This window comes from Pseudomonas sp. GL-B-19 (assembly GCF_019956415.1).
Taxonomy (GTDB): domain Bacteria; phylum Pseudomonadota; class Gammaproteobacteria; order Pseudomonadales; family Pseudomonadaceae; genus Aquipseudomonas.
This window is the reverse complement of record NZ_JAHBDK010000026.1, coordinates 67,471-83,104: the sequence shown is the minus strand read 5'-3', so window position 1 is coordinate 83,104 and position 15,634 is coordinate 67,471. Positions and strand designations below refer to the sequence as shown.

Genomic DNA, 15,634 nt, shown 5'->3' with positions numbered 1-15,634 from the left:
CGTGAGCTCAACCAATGTTGGCCAGAAGCCAAAGATGGCTTCCTCGAATAGGCCTTATACATAGATGCAACCGGGTAGCAGTGTTTGAAAAGCAGGTAGACAGTGGGGGCGAGTCCATACATAGGAGTGAGCCTGCTCGCGATGACGGTGTGTCAGTTGGCGATTCAGTCGACTGATAGTCTGCTATCGCGAGCAGGCTCACTCCTACAGGGAATTGGTGGTGTGGCGGGTGATTATTCCAGGCACAAAAAAGCCGCGTATCAAACGCGGCTTTTTCTTGGGTGTGTGTCTTACACGTTAAAACGGAAGTGCATCACGTCGCCGTCTTTGACGATGTAATCCTTGCCTTCCAGACGCCATTTGCCGGCTTCTTTGGTGCCGGCTTCGCCCTTGTACTGGATGAAGTCGTCGTAGGCGATCACTTCGGCGCGGATGAAGCCTTTTTCGAAGTCGGTGTGGATCACGCCAGCGGCTTGTGGTGCGGTGGCACCGACGCGGACGGTCCAGGCGCGAACTTCTTCGACACCGGCGGTGAAGTAGGTCTGCAGGTGCAGCATTTCGTAGCCAGCGCGGATTACGCGGTTCAGGCCAGGTTCTTCGAGGCCCAGGGCTTCGAGGAACATGTCTTTCTCTTCGCCGTCTTCCAGCTCGGCGATTTCAGCTTCGATCTTGTTGCAGACCGGAACCACCATGGCGCCTTCTTCTTCGGCGATGGCTTTGACGATGTCCAGCAGCGGGTTGTTCTCGAAGCCGTCTTCAGCAACGTTGGCGATGTACATGACAGGTTTGGTGGTCAACAGGTGGAAACCACGAATCACCGCTTTGTCGTCGGCGCCCATGTTCTTCATCAGCGTGCGCGCAGGCTTGCCGAGAGTGAAGTGAGCGATCAATTGCTCCAGCAGGCCTTTCTGGACCACGGCGTCCTTGTCACCACCCTTGGCATTACGGGCGACTTTTTGCAGTTGCTTTTCGCAGCTGTCGAGGTCGGCGAAGATCAGTTCCAGGTCGATGATCTCGATGTCGCGTTTCGGGTCGACGCTGTTGGAGACGTGAATCACGTTCTCGTCTTCGAAGCAGCGGACCACGTGGGCGATGGCATCGGTTTCACGGATGTTGGCGAGGAACTTGTTGCCCAAGCCTTCACCTTTCGAGGCGCCGGCAACGAGGCCCGCGATGTCGACGAATTCCATGGTGGTCGGCAGGATGCGTTTTGGATTGACGATGGCCGCCAAGGCATCCAGACGTGGATCCGGCATCGGCACGATACCGGTGTTCGGCTCGATGGTGCAGAAGGGGAAGTTCTCGGCCGCGATCCCGGATTTGGTCAGGGCGTTGAACAGGGTGGACTTGCCGACGTTAGGCAGGCCGACGATGCCGCAATTGAATCCCATGGTGTTTTCCCCGAGGAGTAGAGTCAGGCCTTCTGGCTGTGCAGGTTTTTCATCGCGCGGTTCCATTCACCGGCGAGGATATCCGGCAGCACGCCGAGGGCAAAGTCGATGCTGGCATCGAGTTTTTCCTGTTCGGCGCGTGGCGCACGACCCAGGACGAAATTTGAAACCATACTGGCAACGCCCGGGTGGCCAATGCCAAGCCGCAAGCGATGAAAGGTATTCTGATTGCCCAGTTGCGCAATGATGTCGCGCAACCCGTTGTGACCGCCATGGCCGCCGCCCTGCTTGAGCTTGGCAACGCCCGGAGGCAGATCGAGTTCGTCATGCGCCACGAGAATTTCTTCAGGCTTGATGCGGAAGAAACCTGCCAGAGCTGCTACGGCCTGGCCGCTACGGTTCATGTAGGTGGTGGGAATCAGCAGACGAACATCCTGACCCTGATGCGAATAGCGCCCGGTCAGGCCAAAATATTTGCGATCGGCGACAAGGTTTACCCCTTGTGCGTTCGCGATGCGCTCAACAAAAAGGGCCCCTGCGTTATGCCGGGTCTGTTCGTATTCAGCGCCTGGATTTCCCAGGCCAACGATCAGTTTGATGGCAGTCACGATAGGGGCCCTTCCTTGGAGTGGTGGATAACATCGCCGCAATCAGTGTGTGCGGCGAAAGTGGACGAAAATTGCTCATTTACCATTATGTAAACTCCGCGTTCCCGCCCGCTTTCTCGCTACGTTCCAGTCCGCGATGTTTCCGGTCACTCCGGCGTACAGAGTAAATTACTCTGCAGCGCCTTCTGCAGCTTCTGGGGCAACACGTGGAGCGTGAACGTTGGCAACAGCCAGGTCGTTACCGTGAGCCAGAGCAACAAATTCAACGCCTTTAGGAGCGCTGATGTCGGACAGGTGAATGATCGAGCCGACTTCGGCGTTAGCCAGGTCAACTTCGATGAATTCAGGCAGGTCTTTTGGCAGGCAGGTCACTTCGATTTCAGCAACAACGTGCGAAATCTCGCCGCCTTTCTTCACTGGAGCAGCTTCGTTGATGAAGTGCACAGGAACGATAGCGGTCAGCTTTTGGCCGGCAACTACGCGTACGAAGTCAGCGTGCAGCACGTGGCCTTTGGCCGGGTGACGTTGCAGAGCCTTGATGATTACGTTTTGCTTGGTGCCGCCAACGTTCAGCTCGATGATGTGGCTGTAAGCCGCTTCGTTTTCGAGCAGTTTGGCAACTTCTTTAGCCAGCATGCTGATGGATTCAGGGGCTTTTTCGCCACCGTAAACTACAGCTGGTACCAGGCTTGCGAGACGACGCAGGCGGCGGCTCGCACCTTTCCCCAGGTCGGAACGCACTTCAGCATTCAGAGTAAAATCGTTCATGTTGTATCTCCAAAATAACCACATTCGCCCCAGCGTTTGCGACCAGCGCTAAAGGCGATATGGGCAAAAAAGCCCCGCCCCGACAGGAATGCCGGGGCGGGGCGCTTTTCGTCAACGTGATGAATGAGAAGGGCAGGGCCCTTAACGGAACATCGCGCTGATCGATTCTTCATTGCTGATGCGGCGGACCGCCTCGGCAACTACCGGCGCGATATCCAGTTGACGGATACGCGAGCAGGCTTGTGCAGCAGCGGACAACGGGATGGTGTTAGTCACCACCAGTTCGTCCAGCATGGAATTTTCGATGTTTTCGATCGCCCGACCGGACAGTACAGGGTGTGTGCAGTAGGCGAAAACCTTGGCAGCGCCATGCTCTTTCAAGGCCTTTGCCGCGTGGCACAGAGTGCCGGCGGTATCGACCATGTCATCGACCAGAATACAGGTACGCCCTTCGACATCACCGATGATATGCATCACTTCAGAGTGATTGGCTTTCTCACGGCGTTTGTCGATGATCCCGAGATCCACGCCCAGGGATTTGGCAACAGCTCGTGCACGCACGACGCCACCAATGTCCGGGGACACGATCATCAGGTTTTCGAAGCGCTGATCTTCAATGTCATCCACCAATACCGGGGAGCCGTAGATGTTATCTACCGGAATATCGAAGAAACCCTGGATTTGGTCAGCATGCAGATCAACCGTGAGAACACGGTCGATGCCGACTACGGTAAGCATGTCAGCAACGACTTTCGCGCTGATAGCCACACGTGCGGAACGCGGACGGCGATCCTGACGGGCATAACCAAAGTAAGGAATAACAGCAGTGATACGAGTAGCCGAGGAGCGGCGGAAGGCATCAGCCATCACTACCAGTTCCATCAGGTTATCGTTGGTCGGAGCGCAAGTCGGCTGAATAATGAAGACGTCTTTACCGCGGACGTTTTCATTGATCTCGGCTGTAATTTCGCCGTCGGAAAACTTACCGACAGAGATGTCACCGAGAGGGATATGCAGCTGACGTACGACACGCCGAGCCAGATCGGGGTTAGCGTTCCCCGTAAAGACCATCATCTTGGACACGCGCAGTACCTGAAGGCTGAGGGTAACCTGGATGAGTATAGGAAAATGGCAGGGGCGGCTGGATTCGAACCAACGCATGGCAGGATCAAAACCTGCTGCCTTACCGCTTGGCGACGCCCCTGTATCTGTTGCAACGATTACCCAGTAATCGGTTCCTTTAGAGCAGGCTTTGCAGCTTGCGATGCAACATCGAAACGTTGCTTCCCTTTGCTACAAACCCCGTAAGGGTCTCTGTAAGAAGGGCCGAGACTTTATCAGCTTCAGCTTTGCTTGGGAAGCCCCCAAACACACAACTTCCAGTTCCGGTGAGTTTTGCTTCGGTAAATTTACCTAACAAATTCAAAGCGTTACGTACCTCTGGATAACGCCTTGTTACCACCGGCAAGCAGTCATTACGACTGTTTCCCTTGGGAACGGGGCGCACTTTAATGGGAGGAGAGTTACGTGTCAACAGCGGATCTGAAAAAATTTCTGCTGTACTTACAGATACTTGCGGTACCAGCACGACATACCACGGTTCTTCGGGGTCTACAGGGGTCAGTTTCTCCCCTACACCTTCGGCAAAAGCCGCGTGGCCGCGCACGAAAACCGGGACGTCAGCGCCCAGTCCAAGGCCCAGCGCCGCCAGTCGATCCTCGTCCCAACCCAATTGCCAGAGATGATTCAAACCCAGCAATGTCGTCGCGGCATTGGAGCTGCCTCCGCCAATTCCGCCCCCCATGGGCAGGACTTTCTCGATCCAGATATCCATGCCGAGCGCACAACCGGATTGCTCCTGAAGTTGCTTGGCTGCCTTGACGATCAAATTGTTGTTATGGGGGACGCCATCGAATTCGGTGTGTAAACGGATCACGCCGTCGTCGCGAACGGCGAAGGTGATCTCATCGCCGTAATCGAGGAACTGAAAAATCGTCTGCAGCTCGTGATAACCGTCTTCACGGCGACCGAGGATGTGCAGCATCAGATTGAGTTTGGCCGGGGAGGGCAGAGTCAAGCGGGGAGTCGTCATATTCACGACCCCAGCTTGCGTGGTTGCCATTCCTTGATCACCAGCGTGACATCAAGGTCGGTGCCGTGCAGCTTGATTTTTTCGGGCAGCCAGAAACCGTTTTGTTGTGTGTAAGAGGAGTATTCAACCTGCCAGCCATCCTGTTCGAGGCTCGCCAGGCGGCTGTCGGTATCCAGCGTCAATTTGCTTTTGCTGTCGGGCGCCGGGAGCCCGCGGACCCACCAGGCCAGATTCGACACCGGTAATTTCCAGCCCAGTTGTTCTTCCAGCAGTATTTCCGGGTTCGGTGCGTCATAGCGCCCCTGATTGGCGACTTCCAGCGAGACCTTGCCAGGTCGGCCGGTCAGGCGTGCGGCGCCGCGACCCAGCGGGCCGGAAAGGCGGATGTCGTAGTAATCCTGGCGCTGCAGCCAGAACAGGGTGCCGCTGCCCGAGTCTTTGGGCGCGCGGATGCCAATCTTGCCGTTGATCTGCCAACCGTCGAGGCTGGTCAGTTGCTGTTTGTTTTCGCGCCATTGGGCCGGATTACCGTGACCTTCGACCGATTCGCGGGCACCGAAACCTGCGCAACCGGCGAGCAGGGCGATAAAACTGAAAACGATAATGTGGCGCAAAAACATAATCTTAAAGAGTCTCTGATCCGGTCAGGCGCTTGATGGTGCCGCGCAGGGTAGGGCTGTCGGGTTGTTCCTTGAGGAATTTGCCCCAGATTTGTTTGGCTTCCCGCTGTTTGCCATTGGCCCACAGGACTTCACCCAAGTGGGCGGCGACTTCCTGATCGGGGAAGCGATCCAGCGCCTGGCGCAGATAGCGCTCGGCTTCATCGAGATTGCCCAGGCGGTAGTTCACCCAGCCGAGGCTGTCGAGTACTGCCGGGTCTTCCGGATTGATTTGGTGTGCCTGTTCGATCAGGGCCTTGGCTTCGGCATACCGTGTGGTGCGGTCGGACAGGGTGTAGCCGAGCGCATTCAATGCCATGGCATTGTCCGGGTCGCGCTTGATGATCAGGCGCAGGTCTTTTTCCATCTGCGCCAGGTCATTGCGTTTTTCCGCCTGCATGGCGCGGGTGTACAGCAGATTCAGATCATCCGGGTACTGCTGCAAGGCTTTCTGCAAGACAGCCCAAGCTTTGTCCCCCTGTTTGTTGGCAGACAGGGTTTCGGCCTCGATCAAATACAACTGAATGGCGTAATCCGGCTGCTCGTCGCGCTCGGCCGCCAGGCGGCGTTGCGCTTCGGCGGTCCTGCCGTTGCCCATCAGAATATCGGCCTGACGCAGTTGTGCCGGCAGGTATTCGTTGCCCGGCCCGACTTTGCCGTACTCGATCAGTGCGCCTTGAGGGTCGTTGCGTTCTTCAGCGATACGGCCGAGGTTCAGGTGGGCGGAATCAACGTGGCTATCGCGGGCGATCAGCTCTTCAAGCAAGCCCTTGGCCTGATTCCAGTCCTTGTCTTCCAGACAGACCAGTGCCAGGGAGTAACGCAACTCGTCGTCTTCCGGGTATTGCTGAACCAGGCTTGCAAACTCGGCTTTGGCGTCATCCATGCGGTCTTGTTCAACCAGCATGCGCGCGTAGGTCAGGCGCAGGCGTTTGTCGTCCGGGTATTTCTTGATGCTTTTTTGCAGCAGCGGCAAGGCTTCGTCGCCACGGTTGAGCACTTGCAGCAGGCGCGCGCGCAGCAGAATCGGGGCGATTTCGCCATCGTCCGGTGGATTGTTTTCCAACAGGGTCAGCGCGCCTTTGGCATCACCATCCTGTTGCATCAGCAAGGCCTTGCCGAATATCAACTGGCTGTTTTTCGGGTGGCGCTGCAACAAACTGTCGAAACTTTTCATCAAACCGTTGCGCGTTTCCTGGTCAGTATCGGCCGCGGCCAGGGCAAGAAAGTCGAAATGCGTGTCGCCTTTGCCTAGCAGGACTTTTTCCATATAGACCATGGAGTCGTCGTAACGACCGGCGCGGGCCAGTTGCACGGCGACCGCACGCTGTGCTTCCAGGTCGTTGGGGGCGTTTTTTGCCCAGATCAGCGAGGTGTCCAGGGCGGCCTGATCGGCGCCCAGGTACTCGGCAATGCGAAACGCTCGCTCGGAGATGCCGGGATCCTGTGTGTTGATGGCCTGGGTCACGTAGTTGTCCAAAGCAATGTCGTAACGATTGCGCTGGCCAGCCAGTTCGGCGCTCAACAGACTGAAGACGGTTTCTTCACTGAATGAGCTGTAAACCTTGGGCTTTTCAGGGGCCGGACTGCTGTCTTCAACCGGCGATGTGCCGTCCGGCGACACGGGTGCCAAGGCCTGGCAGCCGCTAAGGAAGACAAAAGCGAGGAGCAACGCGGAAGATCTATTCATATAGGAAAAGGACGACTAACCTGCGGTCGGATCATCATGACACAAGCCTTCGGCCAAACATAACCGAGTCTCAATCGAGGCCTTTATAGAGGCGGGACATTGGGACAATAGTCAGCGGTAGTTGTTCTGTCTGTGGCGAAGTAGGACAATTGCCGGCTTCACGTCACCATCAGCGACCTTGAATGGCCTTCCTTGCACTCGGTATCAACCACAAGACTGCTTCAGTAGACGTCCGCGAGCGCGTGGCCTTTACCCCTGAGCAGCTGGTGGAGGCCTTGCAGCAGCTCTGCCGCCTCACCGACAGCCGCGAAGCTGCGATCCTCTCCACCTGCAATCGCAGTGAACTCTATATAGAACAGGATCACCTTTCGGCTGACATTGTGTTGCGCTGGCTGGCCGATTATCACCATTTGAGCCTCGAAGAGCTGCGTGCGAGCAGTTATGTGCACGAAGATGATGCGGCAGTTCGTCACATGATGCGGGTTGCTTCCGGGCTTGACTCGCTGGTGTTGGGCGAGCCGCAGATTCTTGGTCAGATGAAGTCGGCCTACGCCGTCGCGCGCGAGGCCGGTACCATCGGTCCATTGCTCGGGCGGTTGTTTCAGGCCACGTTCAACGCGGCCAAGCAGGTGCGCACCGACACCGCCATTGGTGAAAATCCAGTGTCCGTGGCGTTTGCCGCGGTCAGCCTGGCCAAACAGATTTTCAGTGACTTGCAACGCAGCCAGGCCTTGCTGATCGGCGCCGGCGAAACCATCACCCTGGTCGCCCGCCATCTGCACGAGCTGGGGGTAAAACGCATTGTCGTCGCCAACCGCACCCTGGAACGCGCGAGTATTCTGGCCGAGCAGTTTGGTGCCCACGCCGTGCTGCTCTCGGACATCCCGGCCGAGCTTGTGCGCAGCGACATCGTTATCAGCTCCACCGCCAGCCAGTTGCCGATTCTTGGCAAAGGTGCGGTGGAAAGCGCCCTGAAGCTGCGCAAGCACAAGCCGATCTTCATGGTGGACATCGCCGTCCCGCGCGATATCGAGCCGGAAGTCGGTGAACTGGACGACGTTTACCTGTACAGCGTCGACGATCTCCACGAAGTGGTCGCCGAGAACCTCAAGAGTCGTCAGGGCGCAGCCCAGGCGGCGGAAGAAATGGTCTCGGTCGGCGCCGAAGATTTCATGATCCGCCTGCGCGAGCTGGCGGCGGTGGATGTGCTCAAGGCTTATCGTCAGCAAAGCGAGCGCATGCGCGACGAAGAATTACAGAAGGCCCTGCGCCTGCTGGCCAACGGCAGCAGCGCCGAAGACGTGCTGGTGCAACTGGCGCGCGGCTTGACCAACAAACTGTTGCACGCGCCCAGTGTGCAATTGAAAAAGCTCTCTGCCGAAGGCCGCCTCGATGCGCTGGCCATGGCCCAGGAACTCTTTGCCCTGAATGAGGGCTCATCGGATAGCTTTTCGGATAAAAAACCGCAATGAAAGCGTCACTGCTCAATAAGCTGGACATCCTCCAGGACCGTTTCGAGGAATTGACCGCCTTGCTTGGCGATGGCGAAGTCATTTCCGACCAGAACAAATTCCGCACCTATTCCAAGGAATACGCGGAAGTCGAGCCGATTGTCGGCACCTATAAACAGTTGCTCAAAGTGCAAGGTGACCTTGAAGGCGCTCAGGCACTGCTCAAGGACAGCGACCCGGACATGCGCGAAATGGCCGTGGAAGAAGTCCGCGAAGCCAAGGAGCAACTGATCGAACTCGAAGCCAGCCTGCAACGCATGCTGTTGCCGAAAGACCCGAACGACGGCCGTAACGTGTTCCTCGAAATTCGTGCCGGCACCGGCGGTGATGAGGCGGCGATTTTCTCCGGCGACCTGTTCCGCATGTATTCGCGTTACGCCGAGCGTCGTGGCTGGCGGGTAGAGATTCTCTCGGAGAACGAAGGCGAACACGGCGGCTATAAAGAAGTCATTGCCCGGGTCGAAGGTGACAACGTCTATGGCAAGCTGAAATTCGAGTCTGGCGCGCACCGTGTGCAACGGGTTCCGGCCACTGAGTCCCAGGGCCGCATCCATACCTCGGCCTGCACCGTGGCGGTGTTGCCCGAGCCGGACGAACAGGAAACGATCGAGATCAACCCGGCGGATCTGCGCGTCGATACTTATCGCTCCTCCGGTGCTGGTGGTCAGCACGTCAACAAGACCGACTCGGCGATCCGCATCACGCACTTGCCGTCCGGTATTGTCGTGGAGTGCCAGGAAGAGCGTTCGCAGCACAAAAACCGCGCCCGGGCGATGTCCTGGCTGTCGGCCAAACTGAATGATCAGCAAACCAGCGCTGCGGCGAATGCCATCGCCAGCGAGCGTAAATTGCTGGTCGGTTCCGGTGATCGCTCGGAGCGGATCCGTACCTACAACTTTGCCCAGGGCCGGGTCACCGACCACCGGGTTAACCTGACGCTGTATTCGCTCGACGAAATCCTCGCCGGCGGGGTCGATGCGGTAATCGAGCCGTTGCTGGCCGAGTACCAGGCGGATCAATTGGCGGCGATAGGTGAGTAAATGACGATCATTGCCAGTTTGTTGCGCGCCGCCGATTTGCCCGACTCGCCCACCGCGCGTCTGGATGCCGAGTTGTTGCTGGCTGCTGCGTTGGGCAAGCCCCGCAGCTTTTTGCACACCTGGCCGGAGCGCATTGTTCCCAGTGAAGCGGCGCTGACGTTTGCCAGTTACTTGCAGCGTCGTCGTGGTGGCGAGCCGGTGGCTTACATTCTGGGGCAGCAAGGCTTCTGGAAACTGGACCTGGAAGTGGCTCCGCACACACTGATCCCGCGCCCGGACACCGAACTGCTGGTGGAAGCTGCGCTGGAGTTGTTGCCGGCCACACCCGCCAAGGTCCTCGACCTCGGCACCGGCAGTGGTGCCATCGCCCTGGCCCTGGCCAGCGAACGTCCGGCGTGGCAGGTCACAGCAGTGGATCGCGTGCTTGAAGCCGTGGCGCTGGCCGAGCGTAACCGCCAGCGCCTGCACCTCAATAACGCCACGGTGCTGAGCAGCCATTGGTTCAGCGCCCTGGCAGGTCAGCGTTTTCAACTGATTATCAGCAACCCGCCTTACATCCCTTCCTCCGACCCGCATCTGGTGGAAGGCGACGTGCGTTTCGAGCCGGCCAGTGCTCTGGTGGCCGGTGTCGACGGGCTCGACGATCTGCGCTTGATCGTCGCCCAGGCGCCTGATTATCTGGAAGCGGGCGGTTGGCTGATGCTCGAACACGGCTATGATCAAGCCAGCATCGTCCGCGATTTGCTGCTGACCCGCGGCTTTGAAAACGTCCATAGCCGTACCGATCTGGGTGGACACGAACGTATCAGCCTGGGGCGCCTGCCGTGCTGAATGATCAGGAATTGTTGCGCTACAGTCGGCAGATTCTGTTGCAACACGTCGACATCGACGGCCAGTTGCGTTTGAAAGAAAGCCGCGTGTTGATCGTCGGCCTCGGTGGTCTTGGTTCACCGGTTGCGCTTTACCTGGCCGCTGCTGGCGTGGGTGAGCTGCACCTTGCCGACTTCGACACGGTCGACCTGACCAACCTGCAGCGTCAGATCGTTCACGACACCGATAGCGTCGGCCTGAGCAAGGTTGACTCGGCGATCAAACGCCTGAGCGCGATCAATCCCGAGATAAAACTGATCCCCCATCGCGCCGCACTGGACGAGGATTCCTTGGCCGCAGCCGTGGCTGCGGTGGATCTGGTGCTTGATTGTTCCGATAACTTCTCCACCCGCGAAGCAGTCAATGCTGCCTGTGTCGCCGCCCGCAAACCACTGGTCAGTGGCGCGGCGATTCGCCTCGAAGGGCAATTGTCGGTGTTCGACCCGCGCCGTCCTGACAGTCCGTGTTACCACTGTTTATACGGGCATGGCAGCGAAGCCGAACTGACGTGCAGCGAAGCCGGTGTTGTCGGGCCGTTGGTGGGGTTGGTGGGGAGCCTTCAGGCACTGGAAGCCATGAAACTGCTGGTCGGTTTCGGCGAGCCACTGGTGGGACGTCTGTTGTTGATCGATGCGCTGGGCTCGCGCTTTCGCGAATTGCGGGTCAAGCGTGATCCGGGCTGCAGTGTTTGTGGTTCGACACATGCGTGAAGCGCCGATTGGCGTGTTCGATTCCGGCGTCGGTGGGCTCTCGGTGCTGGCCGAGATCCAGCGTTTGTTGCCCAACGAGTCACTGCTGTACGTCGCCGATTGCGGGAATGTTCCTTACGGCGAGAAAACCCCGGAATTCATCCGCCAGCGCTGTAGCGTCATGGCCGATTTTTTCCATCAGCAGGGTGCGAAGGCCTTGGTGCTGGCGTGCAATACCGCGACCGTCGCGGGCGTTGCCGACCTGCGACGCGATTATCCCCAGTGGCCCATCGTCGGCATGGAGCCTGCGGTCAAACCCGCCGCCGCCGCGACCCGCAGCGGTGTGGTGGGTGTGCTCGCCACCACGGGCACCTTGCAGAGTGCCAAGTTCGCCGCCTTGCTCGACCGTTTCGCCACCGATGTGCGCGTCATCACTCAGCCATGTCCCGGCCTGGTAGAACTGATTGAAAACGGCGATTTGCACAGCGAGGCATTGCGCCAGTTGCTGGCAAGGTACGTCGAACCGCTGTTGGGCGCCGGGTGCGACACCCTGATTCTGGGGTGTACGCATTATCCCTTCCTAAAGCCTTTGCTTAAGCAGATGATCCCCGATGACATCAGCCTGATCGACACGGGGGCTGCTGTCGCGCGGCAACTTCAGCGTCTGTTGGCCGAGCGTGAATTGCTCGCCGATGGACCTGTTCGTGCCGCTCGGTTCTGGACGAGTGCCGATCCCGTTCATTTCAGAAATATCTTACCGATACTGTGGAATACGTCGGGTGTTGTGAGAAGCTTCGAGGGGTAAGTAACGAGTTGGGGGCGAAAGAGCAATTGGCATGAACTTTTGATCAAGCGTCGACTTCTATAGCGTTGAGCAACAGAAAACCATACGAAATCGTTTGGAAAAGGAAGTTTCTAGTGAAGCGACTATTCTGCTTGGCCGCGATTGCGGCCGCTTTAATGGGGCAAAGTTTCACCGCACAGGCAGCAGGCGTGGAGTTCGGGGTCGGCCAGACCACCGATTCAACCATGACCTATCGACTGGGCATGCAATTCGATTGGGACAAGAGCTGGTGGCAAAGTGACGTGGGGCGTCTGACGGGTAACTGGAGCGGTGCCTATACCTATTGGGACGGGGACAAGACTTCCAGCAACAACAGCCTGTCGTTCTCGCCGGTGTTTGTTTACGAGTTTGCCGGTCAGTCCGTCAAACCTTATGTCGAGGCGGGTATTGGTGTCGCGTTTTTCGCCCATACCGAAATTGAAAACAACGACATTGGCCAGTCCTTCCAGTTCGAAGACCGTTTCGGTTTTGGTGCGCGTTTTGCCGGCGGTCATGAAGTCGGGATTCGTGCGACGCACTATTCCAATGGCGGTATGGCCAATCACAACGATGGTGTAGAAAGTTACGCGCTGCACTACACCATGCCGTTGTAAACATGCTCAATGTGGGAGCGAGCCTGCTCGCGATAGCGGTGTGTCAGTCGCATGTATATTGACTGACACACCGCTATCGCGAGCAGGCTCGCTCCCACATTAGTTCTTCACCAGGCTGCCTTTCAGCGATACGCGGTGCTGATCCCCTGGCGTTCTTCGATGCACTCCGGTGCGCCCATCTCGAATTCCCGGCAGATCAGCGGACGTTTTTCGTAGATCGTGCACATCATGCTGTTGCGATCCAGTGCAGCGCACCAGCCGTCGTCCAGACGCAGCATGACTTCACCGCCCCAATCATCAGTATCGATAAAACGTTCGGGCACGCCCGTATCGGTGATCAGCATCACTTCGAGCTGACAGCAGCAAGCCGCGCAGGTCGAGCACGTGACGGCCGGCTCGGCGATTTGCGTGTGGGGAATGGTTTTCATGGCGCGCAGTGTAAGGCAGTGGACCGGTGCTGTGTGAAAGGCCTGACGGACGCTCAGTGTCGGGTATCTGAGGCGAACCGTTGGGCCATGAAGTGAAGTGCGGGAAACAGCTGCCGATGAGGGCGATGTTTACAGCAGATCCTGGATCGGCGGGTTGCTGCGCACCATGCGTTTGCCGATGGCCAGTTGCACCGCATTGGGCAATTTCGACAGCGGCCAAAGCGCCGCCATGAACAGGCCCGGAAAAGCGATCTCCAATGGCCGGTTCTTGAGTTTGGCGAAAAGGTGCCGGGCGGCTTTACCTACCGGACAACTGAGCGGTATCGGGAAGTCGTTTTTTGCCGTCAGCGGTGTCTGGCCAAACCCAGGGCTGACCATGGTGACTTCGATGCCTTCCGGCGCCAGGTCCATGCGCAGCGATTCGAACAGGTAACGCAGCCCGACTTTCGACGCGCCATAGGCTTCCGCTCGCGGCAGCGGCAAGTACGTCACGGGGCTGGCGACGCCCACCATGTGTGGCGCGGTGCCTTTGCGCAACAGGGGTATCGCGGCCTCGATGCAATAGGCGCTGGCGAGCAAATTGGTGCGCACCACGTGCTCGACAATCGACGAATCAAATTGCTGGACGTCGACATACTCGCAGGTGCCGGCGTTGAGAATCACCGTGTCCAGCGAGCCCCAGTCTTGCGCAATTTGCTCGCCGATTTCACGTACCTGCTGGCTGTTGGTCAGGTCTCCAGGCAGGACCAGCACTTGTCCGGGATAGCGCTGGGACAAGACTTTCAGCACCGCTACCGAGCGTGAACTGACGGCCACATGAGCGCCGCTTTTCAGTATTTCTTCGGCCAGCGAGGCGCCGATACCGCTGCTGGCGCCGGTCAACCAGTAGCGCCGTGGGGGGGGACGACTCATCCCATTCTCCTTTTCAGCCAGGCAATCGCCCGACCCAATATGGGTATATGTTCGTAATTCAGCACCCCGGCATTGAAGTAATCCCGGTGGCGATAAACCTTGTCGTGCTGGCAGGTTTTTGAACGCGGCCAGCGCCCGTTGTCGAGACGTGCTCAGATTGACGATCGGCGACGGATAGTCCGCCACACCGAACAAGCCGCCGAGGTTGGCCGGGTTGTGCACGTCCTTTTTGTTGAGTCCGGCCAGTTCTGGCAGCCAGTGCTTGATGAACACGCCTTCGACGTCGAATTTCTCCGACTGGCTCAATGGGTTGAAAATCCGGAACCAGGGTGCCGAATCGGTTCCGGTAGATGAGCTCCACTGCCAGCCACCGTTGTTTGCCGCCAGATCTCCGTCGATCAAATGCCGCATGAAAAAGCGCTCGCCTTCACGCCAGTCGATCAGCAGGTTCTTGGTCAGGAACATCGCCACGACCATGCGCAGCCGGTTGTGCATCCAGCCGGTTTCAAGCAGTTGGCGCATGGCCGCGTCGATGATCGGCAGGCCGGTGCGCGCTTCTTGCCATGCCAGCAGTTCTTCCGGTGCATCGCGCCAAGCCACGGCCTCGGTTTCCGGGCGGAAGGCGCGATGGCGGGAAACCCGTGGGTAACCCACCAGAATATGTTTGTAGAACTCGCGCCACAGCAGCTCGTTGATCCAGGTGACGGCACCCACCTTGCCGCTTTCGAACTCGCCCTGATTGCTTTGCAGGGCCGCGTGCAAACACTGGCGGGGTGAAATCACCCCGGCGGTGAGATAGGCCGAGAGCTGGCTGGTGCCGGGTTTTGCCGGGAAGTCGCGTTCGTCTTTGTAGTAGTCGATATGGGCGTCGGCGAAGGTGTCGAGACGGCGTCGGGCTTCGGTCTCACCGGCGGGCCAGAGTTTGCGCAAGCTGTCGCTGGGCGTGGCGAAACCTTCAACGCTTGATGGAAGGGTGTCGCTGCTGATCGTCAATGGCGCCTGGACGGCAGGCGGGCAGACCCGCGCTGGCATTGACCTGTGCAGGCGCTCGTAACAGACCTTGCGAAACTGACTGAAGACCTGAAAGTAAGTGCCGGTCCTGGTCAGCACGGTGCCCGGTTTGAATAGCAGTTGATCGAGGTAGCTATAGAAGTCGATGCCATTGGCCTTCAGCGCTTGGGCCACAGCCGTATCACGACGGCTTTCGTGAATGCCGTATTCCTCGTTGACGTGTACGGCGTCGATCTTCAACTGCTGACACAGGTCGAGCAGCACTGTCGGCGCTTCGTCCCAACGTGATGCCTTGCGGATCAACAAGGGGATGTTCAGTTCGCCCAACGCACGGTTCAATTCGCTCAGGTTGCGCAGCCAGAAATCCACTTTGCACGGTGCATCATCGTGCTCCAGCCACTGCTCCGGGCTCAGCAGATACACCGCCACCGCCTGACCGCGCGCTGCGCCAGCCGAGAGGGCGGTGTTGTCGTGTAGGCGCAAATCGCTGCGCAGCCAGATCAATTGCAGGGTGCTGTCCGAACGATT

General features: G+C 58.3%; 14 protein-coding genes, 1 tRNA gene and 3 pseudogenes. 6 read left to right on the top strand and 12 right to left on the bottom strand.

Annotated features, from left to right (window positions below):
- Nucleotides 1-290 precede the first annotated feature (290 nt).
- The 8 genes from ychF to KGB06_RS11245 form a co-directional block, all read right to left on the bottom strand.
- Nucleotides 291-1,391: a redox-regulated ATPase YchF gene (ychF, locus tag KGB06_RS11280; protein WP_007942650.1), complete on the bottom strand. Its 1,101-nt coding sequence runs from the start codon at nucleotides 1,389-1,391 to the stop codon at nucleotides 291-293.
- 23 nt (nucleotides 1,392-1,414) lie between these two features.
- Entirely contained in the window at nucleotides 1,415-1,999 is a 585-nt protein-coding gene (gene pth / locus KGB06_RS11275) for an aminoacyl-tRNA hydrolase (protein WP_046030136.1), read from the bottom strand.
- A gap of 168 nt (nucleotides 2,000-2,167) precedes the next feature.
- Nucleotides 2,168-2,767 (bottom strand): 50S ribosomal protein L25/general stress protein Ctc, encoded by a 600-nt coding sequence (locus tag KGB06_RS11270; protein ID WP_140668560.1) that lies wholly within the window; start codon nucleotides 2,765-2,767, stop codon nucleotides 2,168-2,170.
- Nucleotides 2,768-2,908: 141 nt separating this feature from the next.
- On the bottom strand, nucleotides 2,909-3,850 hold the full coding sequence (locus KGB06_RS11265) for a ribose-phosphate pyrophosphokinase (protein WP_003208392.1): 942 nt from the start codon (nucleotides 3,848-3,850) through the stop codon (nucleotides 2,909-2,911).
- Between the two features lie 46 nt (nucleotides 3,851-3,896).
- Nucleotides 3,897-3,971, bottom strand: a tRNA-Gln gene (locus tag KGB06_RS11260).
- Between the two features lie 36 nt (nucleotides 3,972-4,007).
- Nucleotides 4,008-4,859 carry a 4-(cytidine 5'-diphospho)-2-C-methyl-D-erythritol kinase gene (gene ispE / locus KGB06_RS11255; RefSeq protein ID WP_223515462.1) on the bottom strand — a complete coding sequence of 284 codons (852 nt, stop codon included), beginning with the start codon at nucleotides 4,857-4,859 and terminating at the stop codon, nucleotides 4,008-4,010.
- A 2-nt stretch (nucleotides 4,860-4,861) separates the two neighbouring features.
- Entirely contained in the window at nucleotides 4,862-5,479 is a 618-nt protein-coding gene (lolB, locus tag KGB06_RS11250) for a lipoprotein insertase outer membrane protein LolB (protein WP_223515439.1), read from the bottom strand.
- Nucleotides 5,480-5,483: 4 nt separating this feature from the next.
- Nucleotides 5,484-7,208, bottom strand: coding sequence for a tetratricopeptide repeat protein (locus KGB06_RS11245; RefSeq protein WP_223515436.1), 1,725 nt, complete (start codon nucleotides 7,206-7,208; stop codon nucleotides 5,484-5,486).
- A 182-nt stretch (nucleotides 7,209-7,390) separates the two neighbouring features.
- Between KGB06_RS11245 and hemA the strand changes: the two genes are divergently transcribed.
- The 6 genes from hemA (at nucleotide 7,391) to KGB06_RS11215 (ending at nucleotide 12,755) form a co-directional block, all read left to right on the top strand.
- On the top strand, nucleotides 7,391-8,680 hold the full coding sequence (gene hemA, locus KGB06_RS11240) for a glutamyl-tRNA reductase (protein ID WP_223515434.1): 1,290 nt from the start codon (nucleotides 7,391-7,393) through the stop codon (nucleotides 8,678-8,680).
- Complete coding sequence (gene prfA, locus KGB06_RS11235; RefSeq protein ID WP_223515431.1) at nucleotides 8,677-9,759, top strand: peptide chain release factor 1; 1,083 nt, start codon at nucleotides 8,677-8,679, stop codon at nucleotides 9,757-9,759. The genes hemA and prfA overlap by 4 nt, the downstream gene beginning before the upstream one ends.
- Complete coding sequence (prmC, locus tag KGB06_RS11230) at nucleotides 9,760-10,590, top strand: peptide chain release factor N(5)-glutamine methyltransferase (protein ID WP_223515429.1); 831 nt, start codon at nucleotides 9,760-9,762, stop codon at nucleotides 10,588-10,590.
- Entirely contained in the window at nucleotides 10,584-11,339 is a 756-nt protein-coding gene (locus KGB06_RS11225) for a molybdopterin-synthase adenylyltransferase MoeB (protein WP_223515426.1), read from the top strand. The genes prmC and KGB06_RS11225 overlap by 7 nt, the downstream gene beginning before the upstream one ends.
- Complete coding sequence (murI, locus tag KGB06_RS11220) at nucleotides 11,332-12,123, top strand: glutamate racemase (RefSeq protein ID WP_223515423.1); 792 nt, start codon at nucleotides 11,332-11,334, stop codon at nucleotides 12,121-12,123. Before KGB06_RS11225 ends, murI begins: the two co-directional genes overlap by 8 nt.
- 113 nt (nucleotides 12,124-12,236) lie before the next feature.
- Complete coding sequence (locus KGB06_RS11215) at nucleotides 12,237-12,755, top strand: acyloxyacyl hydrolase (RefSeq protein WP_223515420.1); 519 nt, start codon at nucleotides 12,237-12,239, stop codon at nucleotides 12,753-12,755.
- 122 nt (nucleotides 12,756-12,877) lie between these two features.
- Here the strand turns inward: KGB06_RS11215 and KGB06_RS11210 are convergent, their stop codons facing one another.
- From KGB06_RS11210 to phrB, 4 genes and pseudogenes are all read right to left on the bottom strand, one after another.
- Nucleotides 12,878-13,183, bottom strand: coding sequence for a YkgJ family cysteine cluster protein (locus KGB06_RS11210; RefSeq protein ID WP_007942663.1), 306 nt, complete (start codon nucleotides 13,181-13,183; stop codon nucleotides 12,878-12,880).
- Nucleotides 13,184-13,312: 129 nt separating this feature from the next.
- Nucleotides 13,313-14,059, bottom strand: a pseudogene (locus tag KGB06_RS11205) (SDR family NAD(P)-dependent oxidoreductase); the annotation flags it as partial.
- A gap of 32 nt (nucleotides 14,060-14,091) precedes the next feature.
- Nucleotides 14,092-14,244, bottom strand: a pseudogene (locus tag KGB06_RS11200) (nuclear transport factor 2 family protein); the annotation flags it as partial.
- A pseudogene (gene phrB / locus KGB06_RS11195) lies at nucleotides 14,192-15,616 on the bottom strand (deoxyribodipyrimidine photo-lyase); the annotation flags it as partial. The pseudogenes phrB and KGB06_RS11200, both read right to left, overlap by 53 nt.
- Nucleotides 15,617-15,634 lie beyond the last annotated feature (18 nt).

What these genes read in the sequence shown, in the direction of transcription:
- KGB06_RS11245 (WP_223515436.1), bottom strand. Translation starts at nt 7,208, where the DNA reads ATGAATAGATCTTCCGCGTTGCTCCTCGCTTTTGTCTTCCTTAGCGGC.
- lolB (WP_223515439.1), bottom strand. Translation starts at nt 5,479, where the DNA reads ATGTTTTTGCGCCACATTATCGTTTTCAGTTTTATCGCCCTGCTCGCC.
- hemA (WP_223515434.1), top strand. Translation starts at nt 7,391, where the DNA reads ATGGCCTTCCTTGCACTCGGTATCAACCACAAGACTGCTTCAGTAGAC.
- ychF (WP_007942650.1), bottom strand. Translation starts at nt 1,391, where the DNA reads ATGGGATTCAATTGCGGCATCGTCGGCCTGCCTAACGTCGGCAAGTCC.
- KGB06_RS11210 (WP_007942663.1), bottom strand. Translation starts at nt 13,183, where the DNA reads ATGAAAACCATTCCCCACACGCAAATCGCCGAGCCGGCCGTCACGTGC.
- murI (WP_223515423.1), top strand. Translation starts at nt 11,332, where the DNA reads ATGCGTGAAGCGCCGATTGGCGTGTTCGATTCCGGCGTCGGTGGGCTC.
- prfA (WP_223515431.1), top strand. Translation starts at nt 8,677, where the DNA reads ATGAAAGCGTCACTGCTCAATAAGCTGGACATCCTCCAGGACCGTTTC.
- prmC (WP_223515429.1), top strand. Translation starts at nt 9,760, where the DNA reads ATGACGATCATTGCCAGTTTGTTGCGCGCCGCCGATTTGCCCGACTCG.
- KGB06_RS11270 (WP_140668560.1), bottom strand. Translation starts at nt 2,767, where the DNA reads ATGAACGATTTTACTCTGAATGCTGAAGTGCGTTCCGACCTGGGGAAA.
- ispE (WP_223515462.1), bottom strand. Translation starts at nt 4,859, where the DNA reads ATGACGACTCCCCGCTTGACTCTGCCCTCCCCGGCCAAACTCAATCTG.